Here is a 13,258-nt window from a genome sequence, read left to right as displayed (position 1 = left end):
GCCTTTGCGACACCAATTGACCGAGGTCACGGACAAGTCCGCCACCCCAACCATTTTCTAGCGGTTACTAGATTGGAACACACCCTGGGGAGGGGGTTCATGAACGTAAGCGGATGGTGGGCGGCACAGCCCATCGGCCGGCGGTTGGCCTTGGGCTTCGCCGCCTTGTGTGCGCTGTTGTGGGTGGCCGCGACGCTGGCCGCCCTGTCGGCGCAACGGCTGCAAGAGGTCAACGACCGCATCGTCGGCTTGCGGCTGCCGGTATCCGAAACCAGCGCCCGCATGGAAACCCAGCTTCAGGCGTCGCTGGCGGCATTGCGCGGCTTCTTGCTGACCGGTGCCGACCGCTTCCGGGCCGACCGGGCCGAGGCATGGCGCAATCTGGGCACCTTGGCCCAAGACATGGAACCGTTGGCCGCCCGCTTCACCGATCCCGCCAACCGCGAGCGCTGGCAGGAATTGAAGACCCTGTTCCCGCAAATCAGCGGTTTCCAGGATCAGGCGGAAGCCGCCGGTCCCGGCCCCCAGGGCACCCGCATCCTGGTCGAGGATCTGGTGCCGCGAGTGACCCGCGCCATCACCATCCTGGCGGGCGAGCGCGGCGCCGACGGGCGCCGCCACGGCGGCATGGTGGACAGCCAGAAAGAACTTTTGACCATCGACGCCGCCGAGGTGGAAAGCCGCCTGAACCTTTTGCTGATCGGTGCCTGGACCACCTTGGCCGGCGGGTTCGTGTTGGGGGCGCTGGTCGCCTGGCGCACCCAGCGTTCCATCGTGCCGCCCTTGGCGGCGGTGACCGGGGCCATGCGCGCGCTGGCCGACGGCGACGCCGCCGTGACGGTCCCCGGAGCAGACCGCCGCGACGAAATCGGCGCCATGGCCACGGCGTTGGAGGTGTTCCGCCAGACGCTGGTGGCCCAACGCGCGCTTGAGGAACGCGAGCGCGCGGAACTGGCGGCACGTCAGCGCCGGGCCGAAGCGATCGCCCGCATGACCGCACGTTTCGACGCCGATGCCTCCGCCCTGGTCGGTCATGTCGCCGCCGCCGCGCAGCAGTTGGAAGCCACCGCCGGTACCATGTCGGCCGCCGCCGGTCAGACCGCCGCCCAGGCGGTCGCCGCCACCGCCGCCTCGGACCAGGCGTCAAGCAACGTCCAGATGGTGGCCGCCGCCGCCGAGGAACTGACCGCCTCGATCGCCGAAATCAGCCGTCAGGTGGCCCAATCCTCATCCATTTCGGAAAGCGCGGTCGCTGACGCCAACAACGCCGCCCGCGAGGTCGAACAACTGGCCGAGACCGTCGGCCATATCGACGAGGTGGTGCGTCTGATCGCCACCATCGCCAACCAGACCAACCTTCTGGCCCTGAACGCCACCATCGAGGCCGCCCGTGCCGGCGAGGCCGGCAAGGGTTTCGCCGTGGTCGCCGGCGAGGTCAAGAACCTGGCCAACCAAACCGCCAAGGCCACCGAGGAGATCGGCGCCCAGATCGCCCGCGTCCAGGATCAGACCAGAACCGTGGTCGATACCATCCAGGAAATCGTGCGGGTCATCCACAACCTTGGCGCCATTTCCGGCGAGATCGCCGCCGGCATGGGCGAACAGGCCAGCGCCACCGCTGAAATCGCCCGCAGCGTCGACGAAGCCTCGGCCGGCAGCGCCGAAGTGCACGGCAACATGGCCGGCATGCGCGAGGCCGCCGACACCACCGGCGCCGCCGCCGCCCAGGTGCTGGGATCGTCGGGAGACCTGGCGCAACAGGCGCGGTCCTTGCGGAATGTCATTGGCGAATTCCTGGACGGCGTGCGAACGGCTTGATGAGCGGGGCGGCTTTGTTATGCTGCACCCGCACAATAGCCGCAGCAGGGATCGCCCATGACCCGCCCCATTCTTTCGCCCGAGACGCCCATCGTCGTGTTGACGGGTGCCGGCATCTCCAAGGAATCCGGGTTGGACACCTTTCGGTGTGCCGGTGGCATCTGGTCCAAGGTGCGGCTTGAGGACGTGGCGACACCCGAAGGTTTCCGCCGCGATCCCGATCTGGTCCAGGAATTCTACAACGCCCGCCGCCGTCAGCTGAGCGAACCGGAAATCCTGCCCAATGCCGCCCATCTGGCGCTGGCGCGGCTGGAACAATGCTGGCCCGGCGGCGTGTTGCTGGTCACCCAGAACATCGACGATCTGCACGAGCGCGCCGGATCGCGCGACCTCGTTCACATGCACGGCGAGTTGCGCAAGGTGCGCTGTGACGGCTGCGGCACCGTCATGGACTGGCCGGGCGACGTCGCCGCCGATACCCCTTGCCCCCGCTGCCTGTCTCCGGCCCTGCGGCCGCATGTGGTGTGGTTCGGCGAAATGCCGTTGGAGATGGAGCGCATCTACAGCGCATTGGACGAGTGCGGTCTGTTCGTGTCCATCGGCACGTCGGGCCACGTCTACCCGGCGGCCGGCTTCGTCCACGCCGTCCGCCAACGCGGCGTCGCCCACACGATGGAACTGAACCTGGCCCCCAGCGAAGGGGCTTCCCTGTTCGCCGAAGCCATCTATGGACCGGCGTCGGAAGTGGTGCCAGAGTTCGTCGAAGCGCTGTTGAGCCTGACCTGAGAACCGGAAGGTCTTGGGAAGAATCCTTGACTCTCCCTGGGGGCTGCCGCCTATATCGCGCGACGCATACGGGGGAATACGCATGCCAAACGCTTCCGTTCCCACGGACCAGGACGGCCACGGCCATTCCCGCAACGTTTTCGCGCTGATGTTCGGCGCCATCGGCGTGGTGTTCGGCGACATCGGCACCAGCCCGCTTTACGCCATGAAGGAAACCTTCGCCGGCCCGCATCCGCTGGCGCTCGACCGCCTGCATGTACTGGGGGTCCTGTCCCTGGTGTTCTGGGCGATCATGCTGGTGGTTTCCATCAAGTACGTGATCTTGGTGATGCGCGCCGACAACCGCGGCGAAGGCGGCTCTCTGGCGTTGCAGGCCCTGATCACCCGCGCCATCAACAGCCGGCCGGGCATGCTGGTCCTGGTCGGAACCTTCGGTATCTTCGCCGCCGCGCTTTTCTATGGCGACGCCATGATCACCCCGGCGATCTCGATCCTTTCCGCCGTGGAGGGACTTCAGGTGGTGGCGCCCGAGATGGAGCATTGGGTGGTGCCGGCGACCATCGTCATCCTGGTGATCTTGTTCGCCATCCAAAGCCACGGGACGGCCGCGGTCGGCAAACTGTTCGGGCCGGTCACCACCGTCTGGTTCCTGGTCCTGGCCATCATGGGCATCCGCAACATCGGCCTGGACCCCAGCATTCTGAAGGCGCTTTCACCACATTACGCGATCCTTTTCATCGCCTATGACGGCAAGCTGGCCTTCCTGGCGCTGGGCTCGGTGGTGCTGGTGGTCACCGGCGCCGAAGCGCTTTACGCCGACATGGGGCATTTCGGCCGCCTGCCCATCCGGCTGGCGTGGTATCTGCTGGTGCTTCCGGCGCTGCTCTTGAACTATTTCGGCCAAGGCGCGCTGCTGCTGACCCGCCCCGAGGCCATCGAAAATCCATTCTTCAACATGGCGCCGGCCTGGGCCGGCATACCGTTGCTGATCCTGGCAACCTGCGCCACGGTGATCGCCTCGCAGGCGGTGATATCCGGGGCGTTCTCGGTCACCCGTCAGGCGATCCAGCTTGGCTATCTGCCACGCATGACCATCATCCACACCTCGGAAAAAGAGATCGGCCAGATCTACATCCCGATTCTCAACTGGGTGCTGATGCTGTTCGTCATGGCCCTGGTCATCGGCTTTCGCTCGTCGTCCAACCTGGCCTCGGCCTACGGCATCGCCGTCACCGGAACCATGGCCATCACCACCGCCATGCTCGGCATCCTGATGGTCACCGTGTGGAAGTGGAACCGCACGCGGGTCTGGTTGCTGCTGGGCGTGTTCATAACCTTGGACCTCGCCTTCTTCCTGGCCAATGCCACCAAGATTCCCCACGGCGGCTGGTTCCCGCTGGCGGTGGGCGTGACCATCTTCGTGTTGTTGACCACCTGGAAACGCGGCCGCGCCTTGCTGATGGGCCGTCTCAAGTCCGACGCCATGCCCGAGGACGTATTCATGGCGTCGCTTTCCGACAAGGTGACGCGCGTTCCCGGCACCGCCATCTTCCTGACCGGCACCGCCGCCGGTGTCCCGCTGGCGCTTTTGCACAACCTCAAACACAACAAGGTCATCCACGAACGGGTGGTGATCCTGACCGTGTCCATGGAAGAAATACCGGTGGTGTCGGCCGCGCGCCGGATCGAATGCCATGAACTGGCCCCAGGCTTTCAACGTCTGATCCTGCGCTTCGGCTTCATGGAGGACACCAACGTTCCACGCACCCTGGCCCACGCCAGCACGGCGCAATTGGGTTTCTTCTACGAACCCATGAGCATTTCCTATTTCCTGTCGCGCGAAACCATCATCCCGTCGAACGCCCCAGGCATGGCCATCTGGCGGGAACATCTGTTCGCTTGGATGGCCCGCTCGGCCACCTCTGCCATGGATTTCTTCCACCTGCCCTCCAACCGCGTGGTCGAGCTGGGCAGTCAGGTCGAAATATAACAGGGGTATTATTTTTATATCATTCCCCTTTTGCGCCTTTTGAAGGGATAGAAACACCACCAACGATACGCTACCCTAAGCCCCTGAAAAGTTTAACGGTTGTGTTACCAGGGGCCGCCATGACGACTTTCCTCTCCCGCCTTTCGATCACCCACCGCATCGTGGCGATCTCGGTTCTCGGTACGATTTTCAGCACCGTGGCCGTGGTGTCGCTGGTGTTGTCCATCGTCCAGTCAAACTTGGCCGAGCAGGCGGTAGCCCAACAAAAGAGCAACATGCGCATCTTCCAGGAGTTGCTCCGGGCCAAGGGCGGCGGCGAGCCGCACATCGTGGACGGCAAGCTGGCCTGGGGATCCTACGTTGTGGACGACAACCACGAAGTGGTGGACAAGCTGCGGGCCGCCATGGGCATCGGCGCCACCATCTTCCGCGACGATGTCCGCGTTTCCACCAACGTGGTGGACAAGGAAGGCAAGCGCGGTGTCGGCACCAAGTTCAAGGATGGACCGGTCAAGGATCAGGTCTATCGTGACGGCAAGCCCTATGACGGCGAAGCCAACGTCATCGGAACAGATTACCTGCTGCGCTACGAGCCGTTGCGCGACGACAGCGGCAAGATCATCGGCGCCATGGTGGCGGGCATGCCGAAATCCACCTTCTTCCAGATGCTCGAAGACATCCGCCTGCCGGTGATCGGTGTGGCGACCGCCATCGGCGCCTTGCTCTGTGTGGCCCTGTTCTTCGTCACCCGCGCCCAGATGTCGGCCATCGGCCGGATGTCGGCCAGCATGGACAGACTGACCGCCGGCGACTACACCGTGACCATCACCGACACCCACCGCGGCGACGAACTGGGGGCCATGTCCAAGGCGTTGGACAGTTTCAAGAATTCGCTGGCCCGTGCCGAGGAACTGGACCATCAGCAAAAAGCCTCCCAACAGGAACAGGCCGCCCGCCGCGCCGCCATCGACACCGCCACCCGCGCCTTCGCCGACAACATCGAAAAGGTGGTGAGCGAGGTCACCGCCGCCGCCCAGCAATTGCGCGGCAACGCCCAGGGGCTGTCCTCGACCGCCGACCTGACGCTGAACAAGGCCTCGTCGGTGGCTTCCGCCTCGGATCAGGCCAGCGGCAACGTCGGCGCAGTGGCCTCCGCCACCGAGGAACTGAGCGCCAGCATCGGTGAAATCAGCCGCCGCGTCGCCGAGGCGTCGCAGGTGGCCGCCCAGGCAGTGGGCGAGGCCAAGGACACCAACGTCATGGTGCGCGGTCTGGCCGAGGCCGCGACCCATATCGGCGAAGTGGTCGGGCTGATCAACGACATCGCGTCGCAGACCAACCTGTTGGCCTTGAACGCCACCATCGAAGCGGCGCGTGCCGGCGAGGCCGGCAAGGGTTTCGCCGTGGTGGCACAAGAGGTCAAGTCGCTGGCCAACCAGACGGCCAAGGCCACCGAGGACATCCAGTCGCAGGTGGCGGCGATCCAGGCGGCCACCGGCAAGGCGGTCGCCGCCATCGGCGGCATCACCCAGACCATCGACGTCATCTCCGAGATCACCACCACCGTCGCCTCGTCCGTCACCCAGCAAGGCGCGGCCACCGGGGAAATTGCCCGCTCGGTACAACAGGCTTCGGTTGGCACCGCCGAAGTGTCGCGCAACATCGTCGACGTCACCGACGCCGCGCGCCAGACAGAACAATCGGCATCCGACCTGCTTGGCTCCGCCGAAGCGCTGCACCACCAATCCGACGCCTTGCGCAGCGAGGTGACGGAATTCCTGAAACAGGTCCGGGCGAGCTGACGGGCGTCCGGTCCCCATGACGATGAGGGAAGCCTTGAGCCCCCCAGATTGCTGACAAAGTCCCGCACAATCTGATTATCCGTCAAAATATGGTGTTGTTGCACCATGGATTCGCGTTCGCGGGAATGACGATAGACGAGAGGCTTTTTCAACAGCCTGAAAGGCCCGGCCATTCGCCGGGCCTTTTTTCGTGACAAAAGCCAGCCTTGAGTCATAGGATACCCCCCCACCCTATATTCGCGGAGCGATCATGAGCCATGTGTTCAAGGACAAACCCAAGCTTTTGGCGCGAATACGTCGCATTCGCGGACAGGTGGAGGCGATCGAACGCAGCCTGGACGGCGGCAACGATTGTCTTGAGGTATTGCAGTTGATCGCTTCGGTGCGGGGCGCCATGAACGGCCTGATGGGGGAACTGATCGAAGGACATGTGGACCACCACATCGTCAAGGCCCCCACCGACGACGCCCGCCGCCAAGGTGCCGAGGAACTGGCCTCGATCCTCAGGAGCTATCTCAAATGAGCGTCAGCCATAGCCATGTCTTCCTGGGACACGACCAGGACCGCAACGAACGCCGCACCTGGGCGGTGATCGCGCTGACCACCGTCACCATGGCAGCCGAGATCGGCGCCGGCACGGTATTCGGCTCCATGGCGCTGGTGGCCGACGGCTGGCACATGGCCACCCATGCCGGGGCCATGCTGATCACCGCCGTGGCCTACCTGCTGGCCCGCCGCCACCTGCACGATTCCCGCTATTCCTTCGGCACCGGACGGTTGGGCGACCTCGCCGGCTTCACCAGCGCGGTGGTCCTGGCGCTGGTCGCCGCCGGCATCGGCTGGGAAAGCGTGGGCCGCCTGCTCTCGCCGGTCAGCATCCACTACCGCGAAGCGCTGGTGGTCGCCGTCCTGGGACTGGCGGTCAACCTGGCCTCGGCCTGGCTGCTGCGTGAGGAGCACGAGGATCACGGGCACCACGGGCACGGGCATCACCATGACCACGCCCATCATCACGGCACCGACAACAATTTGCGCGCCGCCTACATGCACGTTCTGGCTGACGCCCTGACCTCGGTATTGGCCATCGCCGCGCTGTTGGCCGGCTGGGTGTGGAACTGGCCGTGGCTGGACCCGCTGATGGGTATCGTCGGCATGGTGGTGATCGGCCGCTGGTCGTGGGGCCTGATGAAGGACAGCGGCGCCGTGCTGGTCGGCCGTCTGCCCCCCGGCGAGGACCTGCCCGAGGAAATCCGCGACGCCCTGGAACAGGATGGGGATCGCGTCACCGATCTGCACGTCTGGCAGGTCGGCCCCGGCCACCACGCGGCGGCCATCGCGGTGGAAACCCCGTGTCCCCAACCGCCGGGGCATTACAAGGAACGACTGGCCCACCTGCATGACCTGTCGCACGTCACCGTCGAGGTGGAAGCGGCAGGGTGACATGACAACGGCCCCGGAAGTCGCCTTCCGGGGCCGTTGTCATTACGGGATCAGGCCAGGGCCGCTTCGATCTTCTCGATGGCGGCCTGGGCGTTGGCGGCGTCGGGGCCGCCGGCCTGGGCCATGTCGGGACGGCCGCCGCCGCCCTTGCCGCCGACCGCTTCCGAGCCGATCTTCACCAGATCGACGGCGGAAATCTTGCCGGTCAGGTCTTCGGTGACGCCGACCACCAGGCTGGCCTTGCCGCCATCGGTGGACAACAGGGCGACCACGCCCGAGCCCATCTGTTTCTTGATCTCATCGGCCATGCCCTTGAGATCCTTGGCCGGAACGCCGTCCAGCACGCGGCCGGCGAAGGTGACGCCGTTGACGACCTTGGTGGCTGCGCCGCCCTGGCCGCCGCCGCCGGTGGCCAGCGCCTTGCGAGTATCGGCCAGTTCGCGTTCCAGCTTGCGGCGATCGTCCTGAAGCTGAGCGATACGGGCTGGCAGTTCGGCCGGCGCCACCTTGAGGGCACCGGCGGCACGGGCCACCAGTTCGGCCTGTTCCTCGGCCCAGGTCAGGAAGGCCCCGGCGGTCACCGCCTCGATACGGCGCACGCCGGCGGCAACGGCGCTTTCGGCGACGATCTTGAAGGCGCCGATGTCGCCGGTACGGCGGACATGGGTGCCACCGCACAGTTCCACCGAGAAGTTGACGCCGTTGTCGCCCATGGAAACGACGCGGACCTCGTCACCGTACTTTTCGCCGAACAGGGCCATGGCGCCGGCCTTGATGGCTTCTTCCTGTCCCATCAGCTTGGTGGTGACGTCCTGGTTCCGACGGATTTCACGGTTGACCGAATGTTCGACCACGCGGATTTCATCCGGGCTCATGGCCTTGGGATGGGCGAAGTCGAAGCGCAGACGGTCGGGACCGACCTGGCTGCCCTTCTGCGTCACATGCTCGCCCAGCGCGTTGCGCAGCGCCGCGTGCAACAGGTGGGTGGCCGAGTGGTGGGCACGGGTGGCGTCGCGCCGTTCGGCGTCCACCGCCAGATGGGCGTCCTCTCCCACCGCGACCGGGCCGCCCTCGACGGTGCCCATATGAACGATCAGGTCGCCCAGCTTCTTTTGGGTGTCCTTCACCACCACGCGGGCCTTGCCCACGGTGACGATGCCGGCATCGCCCATCTGGCCGCCCGATTCGCCATAGAACGGCGTCTGGTTGGCAACCAGCATGACCTCGTGGCCGGGATGGACCGCCTCGACCAACTTGCCGTCCTCGACCAGGGCGACGATCTTGCCTTCGGCCTCGATGGTGTCGTACCCCAGGAACTCGGAGGCGCCGTGGGTTTCCTTGACCTCGAACCACAGGGTCTCGGTCGCCGCCTCGCCCGAACCGGCCCAGGCCTTGCGGGCCTCGGCGCGCTGACGGTCCATGGCGGCGTTGAAGCCGTCGGTGTCCACGCCCAGCCCCTTGGACTTCAAAGCGTCCTGGGTCAGGTCCAGCGGGAAGCCGTAGGTGTCGTACAGCTTGAACGCCACCTCGCCGGCCAGGGCGGCACCGGAGGCCAGCTTGCCCACTTCCTCGTCCAGCAGCTTGAGCCCCTTGTCCAGTGTCGCCTTGAACCGGGTTTCCTCGAGCTTCAGGGTTTCGGTGATCAGGGCGCTGGCGCGGACCAGCTCGGGATAGGCCTGGCCCATCTCGGTCACCAGGGCGGGCACCAGCTTCCACAGCAACGGCTCGGTGCATCCCATCAAATGGGCGTGGCGCATGGCACGGCGCATGATGCGGCGCAGCACATAACCACGGCCTTCGTTGGACGGCAGCACGCCGTCGGCGATCAGGAAACAGCTTGAGCGCAGGTGGTCGGCGACCACGCGATGGCTGATCTTGTAGGGGCCATCGGCGTCGGCGCCCGAGGCGTTGGCCGAGGCGACGATCAGGCTGCGCATCAGGTCGATATCGTAATTGTCGTGCTTGCCCTGAAGCACGGCGGCCAGACGTTCAAGCCCCATGCCGGTGTCGATGCTGGGCTTGGGCAGCGCGACGCGGGTGTCCTTGTCCACCTGCTCGAACTGCATGAACACCAAATTCCAGATCTCGATGAAGCGGTCGCCATCCTGGTCTGGGCTGCCGGGCGGGCCGCCGGGGATGTGGTCGCCGTGGTCGAAGAAGATTTCGGAACACGGACCACAGGGGCCGGTGTCGCCCATGGCCCAGAAATTGTCCGAGGTGGGAATGCGGATGATGCGGTCATCCGAGAAACCGGCCACCTTTTTCCAGGTGTCGAAGGCATGGTCGTCGTCATGGTAGACGGTGACCAGCAGACGCTCCTTGGACAGGCCGAATTCCTTGGTGATCAGCTCCCAGGCCAGACGGATGGCGTCGTCCTTGAAATAGTCGCCGAACGAAAAGTTGCCCAGCATCTCGAAGAAGGTGTGGTGACGCGCGGTATAGCCGACATTGTCCAGGTCGTTGTGCTTGCCGCCGGCCCGCACGCATTTCTGGGCGGTGGTAGCGCGCGTGTACTCGCGCTTTTCCACGCCGGTGAACACGTTCTTGAACTGCACCATGCCGGCGTTGGTGAACATCAACGTCGGGTCGTTGCGCGGCACAAGCGGACTGGATTGCACGATCTCGTGGCCATTCTTGGCGAAGAAATCCAGAAAAGTACGGCGGATGTCGTTTGCGGTCTGCATGGCCTTTACCGTGATCGTGCGTGGGACGCGCGCAAGCGTGCGCCAGGACCGGAATTCCCGGAGCGAACCGGCTTTTTACCTCGCCCTCACACCCGCTGTCCAGTTGGCGTCGCGCCACCGGCACGCTATGGTGGCGGCATGCATGCGAAACGCGCTCTTGCCCAAGCCCTTCTCCTGATGCTTGCAGCCTCTTCGGCCCAGGCCGGCCCCATCCGCTGTGCCGACGACGGTGACGGCGGCGGCGCCTGCGTGTGGGGCCGGGCCGAGGCGTTCGACGCCGACACCATCCAATTGCGCGGCCTGCGCATCCAGGTTCTGGGCGTCGCCGCGCCGGGACCGCGCGACCTGTGCGCCACCCGCGACGGCAAGAGCGAATTCGCCTGTGCCCGCCCCGCCCGCAAACGCATGGCCGAACTGGTCGCCAAGGGCGTGGCCTGTGACATTCTGGACGTTTCCGGCGGCATCCTGTTCGGGCGCTGCCGTGGCGCCGAAGGCGATGTCGGCCGCTTGCTGGTGGCGGCCGGCGTCGCCCGCGCCGCCAAGGACGGCCCTTATGAGGCGGAACAGGCCGCGGCCCTGGCCGCCGGCAGGGGATTGTGGGCCGACAGCCTCTCTTCTCCCAAGGAATGGGAAAGCGCTCGGCGCAAAGCTGCCCGCGACTGATCCGTATGCGGCCCATGATCGGGCTTGATATCCCCCCATATCGCGCGTACTATCATGCCCATGAACCGTCCGCATGCGGGCCATTGCCCGGCCGGAGGTGGACCATGCAATTCCGCGAACGCAGCCGCGTCATCCAGGTGATCCGCACCGTCTACGACCCCGCCATCAAGCGCGGCAGGGCCGAAGTGGTGGCCCGGCTGGACAAGGACAACCCGGAAATCGACGAAACCGTACGGCGCTCGTGCTCGCCCGCCGAACTGGCCGAGTTGGAAGAGTTCCTGGCGACACGCAACGCGCTCTTGAACCGCGAAACCACGCGCGCCGCCGCGCAATCCCTGGCCGCCCAGATGCGGCTGGCGGAAGCGTTCTTCCGCACCGGGCCCAACGGCGTCGCCGGCATCACCGCCGCCGACATCTACACCGCCTGGGACGACCTCAAGAAAGCCATGCACAAGGCGGGTTACCGCAAGGCCAAGGACGGTCACTGACCGCCACATGGCCAACAGGGAGGCAATCATGGTCGACACCGAGAAACTGGTGATCTGTGGTCAGGAACTGACCCGTGCCTTCGACTTTCTGGACCGCGCCAACGACTGCGTCTGGCCAAGCGCGCCGCAACTGGCGACCAAGCGCGGCCTGCTCGACGCCGCCCGGCTGGCGGTGGACGCCGCCAAACAGGCGCTACCCCACTGAGGCCGGCCTCCAACATCCTGATGGCGGCGATGCTGGCGCTGGCGCCGGCCGCCGCCCACGGCGAGCCAAGCCTGACGGCGGCGGCGGCGGAGTTCCGCCAAGCCTGCCATGCCGCCGACTGGATGGTGCCCCGTGTCGCCCTCGGCCGCGCATTGTGGCAACGCATCGACGAAACCCTGGCGACCGCCGCGTCCGATGCCGATTTCTCCATCCTGGCCCGTCGCCTGGAGACGGAAGCCGCCGCCCAAGGAGGCGATTGTCGCATCGCCCCCGACACCGTCGACCGTTTCGGCCGGGTTTCCGTCTTTTTTGGGCGAACCGGCCCCTATGTCGAGGTCCGAACCACACTGGGACTGGTCTGCGGCAACGCCATCGCAACCGCCCTTTACCACCGCACCCCAAACGGCTGGCGGCGCTTCTGGCGCGACATGGGCGACGGCACGCCCTCGGCGCTGTTGGCGCTGCGCGTGGTCGAGGATGGCGACCGCAATCTGGTTCTGGTCGCCGAACGCGGCCAATGGTGCGACACCGTCTGGCAACCGCTGCGGCTGCGCCTGTGGCGGGCCGGCCCCGGCATGCCCCCTGCCCTGCTGTGGGAACGGCGTGAATACGCCCATTGGGGCACTGGCGACGACCGCTTCGCCTTGGCGTTCGACGGGCACCGGCTCAGGGTGGAATTCGACGTCGCCAGCATTGATGCCAGTCGCGGCCAACGCCACGTCATTCGCCATTTCAGCGTCGAGGGCGACACCGTCCGCCGTCGCGACCCGGTCGCCGCCGGGCCGGCGGAATTCGTCGAGGAATGGCTGAGCCAACCGTGGCAAGCCGCCGCCGACTGGACCGAGCCTTCGGCACGCGATGGCACCGGCCGCATGCACGCCTTGTTGCGCGGCCGTGGCGGCGCGCCGTCATTGTCTGGAATTTTTGCCGGTGCGGCCGAACGTTGCCGCCACGATTCCAGCCTGTGGCAGGTCCGCATGGATTTCGCCGACCTTTCCCCCGAACGGCGAAGCGTGACGTTTCTGATCCGCGCCGGCCAAGGCGGTCTGTTGCGCATGACGGCTGTCCGCCACGCCCCATGGCCGGACTGCACAATTCTTCGATGATGAACGGAAGCAAGACCACAAAAGCCGAGCCCCGCGGGCGACTCAACGCTCTTCGCGGGGCTATCGGTCTTGGGTCGGCGCGACCCTAATATTCGGCGCGATGCCGATAGGAGTACTCGCTGATTTTGTAAACATACGGGACCTTATTCAAAGGCGCCCTCAATCTTACCCGGTGGTGTCATGCCGGTATCGCATCCTCCTTCCCGGTTCATCCACCCCACATGGGGTGAAATGTTGTCCGGTTAACTTGGGTACTGCCGGTGAAAACAACCAACC

At 65.7% G+C, this 13,258-nt stretch carries 11 protein-coding genes; 10 read left to right on the top strand and 1 reads right to left on the bottom strand.

Features of this window, described 5'->3' with window-relative positions:
• The first annotated feature begins 99 nt into the window (after positions 1 to 99).
• The 6 genes from G4223_RS17315 (at position 100) to dmeF (ending at position 7,836) form a co-directional block, all read left to right on the top strand.
• A complete protein-coding gene (locus tag G4223_RS17315; protein WP_163682321.1) occupies positions 100 to 1,818 on the top strand; it encodes a methyl-accepting chemotaxis protein in 1,719 nt (572 codons plus the stop codon).
• Positions 1,819 to 1,875: 57 nt separating this feature from the next.
• The gene (gene cobB, locus G4223_RS17310) at positions 1,876 to 2,604 is read left to right on the top strand and encodes a Sir2 family NAD+-dependent deacetylase (protein WP_163682319.1); all 729 of its coding nucleotides are present in this window, start codon (positions 1,876 to 1,878) and stop codon (positions 2,602 to 2,604) included.
• An 82-nt stretch (positions 2,605 to 2,686) separates the two neighbouring features.
• Positions 2,687 to 4,594: a potassium transporter Kup gene (locus G4223_RS17305; RefSeq protein WP_163682317.1), complete on the top strand. Its 1,908-nt coding sequence runs from the start codon at positions 2,687 to 2,689 to the stop codon at positions 4,592 to 4,594.
• Positions 4,595 to 4,713: 119 nt separating this feature from the next.
• A complete protein-coding gene (locus G4223_RS17300; protein ID WP_163682315.1) occupies positions 4,714 to 6,396 on the top strand; it encodes a methyl-accepting chemotaxis protein in 1,683 nt (560 codons plus the stop codon).
• Positions 6,397 to 6,646: 250 nt separating this feature from the next.
• Entirely contained in the window at positions 6,647 to 6,919 is a 273-nt protein-coding gene (locus G4223_RS17295; RefSeq protein WP_163682313.1) for a metal/formaldehyde-sensitive transcriptional repressor, read from the top strand.
• The gene (dmeF, locus tag G4223_RS17290; RefSeq protein WP_163682311.1) at positions 6,916 to 7,836 is read left to right on the top strand and encodes a CDF family Co(II)/Ni(II) efflux transporter DmeF; all 921 of its coding nucleotides are present in this window, start codon (positions 6,916 to 6,918) and stop codon (positions 7,834 to 7,836) included. The genes G4223_RS17295 and dmeF overlap by 4 nt, the downstream gene beginning before the upstream one ends.
• Positions 7,837 to 7,886: 50 nt before the next feature.
• On the opposite strand, the gene alaS is transcribed toward dmeF, so the two are convergent.
• On the bottom strand, positions 7,887 to 10,520 hold the full coding sequence (alaS, locus tag G4223_RS17285) for an alanine--tRNA ligase (RefSeq protein ID WP_163682309.1): 2,634 nt from the start codon (positions 10,518 to 10,520) through the stop codon (positions 7,887 to 7,889).
• Between the two features lie 177 nt (positions 10,521 to 10,697).
• Between alaS and G4223_RS17280 the strand changes: the two genes are divergently transcribed.
• The 4 genes from G4223_RS17280 (at position 10,698) to G4223_RS17265 (ending at position 12,982) form a co-directional block, all read left to right on the top strand.
• A complete protein-coding gene (locus tag G4223_RS17280; protein ID WP_163682307.1) occupies positions 10,698 to 11,183 on the top strand; it encodes a nuclease in 486 nt (161 codons plus the stop codon).
• A gap of 104 nt (positions 11,184 to 11,287) precedes the next feature.
• Positions 11,288 to 11,671, top strand: coding sequence for a hypothetical protein (locus tag G4223_RS17275; protein WP_163682305.1), 384 nt, complete (start codon positions 11,288 to 11,290; stop codon positions 11,669 to 11,671).
• Positions 11,672 to 11,699: 28 nt separating this feature from the next.
• Positions 11,700 to 11,876, top strand: a complete 177-nt coding sequence (locus G4223_RS17270) for a hypothetical protein (protein WP_163682303.1) — start codon at positions 11,700 to 11,702, stop codon at positions 11,874 to 11,876.
• A gap of 20 nt (positions 11,877 to 11,896) precedes the next feature.
• Positions 11,897 to 12,982 carry a hypothetical protein gene (locus G4223_RS17265; RefSeq protein ID WP_163682301.1) on the top strand — a complete coding sequence of 362 codons (1,086 nt, stop codon included), beginning with the start codon at positions 11,897 to 11,899 and terminating at the stop codon, positions 12,980 to 12,982.
• Positions 12,983 to 13,258 lie beyond the last annotated feature (276 nt).

This window comes from Magnetospirillum aberrantis SpK (genome assembly GCF_011022235.1).
Classification (GTDB): Bacteria; Pseudomonadota; Alphaproteobacteria; order Rhodospirillales; family Magnetospirillaceae; genus Magnetospirillum; species Magnetospirillum aberrantis.
This window is presented reverse-complemented; position numbering and strand designations above follow the sequence as displayed.